The sequence below is a fragment of the Bowmanella yangjiangensis genome, from assembly GCF_017255015.1.
GTDB classification, from domain to species: domain Bacteria; phylum Pseudomonadota; class Gammaproteobacteria; order Enterobacterales; family Alteromonadaceae; genus Bowmanella; species Bowmanella yangjiangensis.
On record NZ_JAFKCS010000667.1, the window covers coordinates 1 to 396 of the forward strand.

The window sequence follows — 396 nt, forward strand, 5'->3', positions numbered from 1 at the left end:
TGGAGCTTCCTCACCCCGCCAGCCCGCTGGAACGCCTGAGTCTGAGCATCGGCCTCGCCGTGCTCGATCCGGTTCGTGACGAACAGCCCGGCGAACTGATCGCCCGCTGCGACCAGGCGCTGTACAGTGCCAAGCACGAGGGCCGCAATCGCACCTGCCTGTGGGGCGCCGCCCTCGCTTGACCTGCATCAAACCACGCAACAGGCTGAGCGCAGACAATGAAAGTCTGCTAATCATGGTCCCGAGCAAGGGCCCGCAGAAAGGACGCTGAGATGAACAACGCGCGACGTCGCCTCCCCTACCTGATCGTTTTCGGCCTGGCCGCAGTGGCCGCCATCGCCTGGTGGCAACTGCGCCCGAGCGGCCTGCCGGAGGGCTTCGCCAGCGGCAACGGGC

1 protein-coding gene is annotated in these 396 nt (G+C 66.7%); it reads left to right on the plus strand.

Features of this window, described 5'->3' with window-relative positions:
* Positions 1 to 182 (plus strand): diguanylate cyclase domain-containing protein (locus J0A65_RS26175; RefSeq protein ID WP_206597111.1); only part of this gene is annotated, 182 nt, incomplete at its 5' end.
* Between the last annotated feature and the right edge of the window lie 214 nt (positions 183 to 396).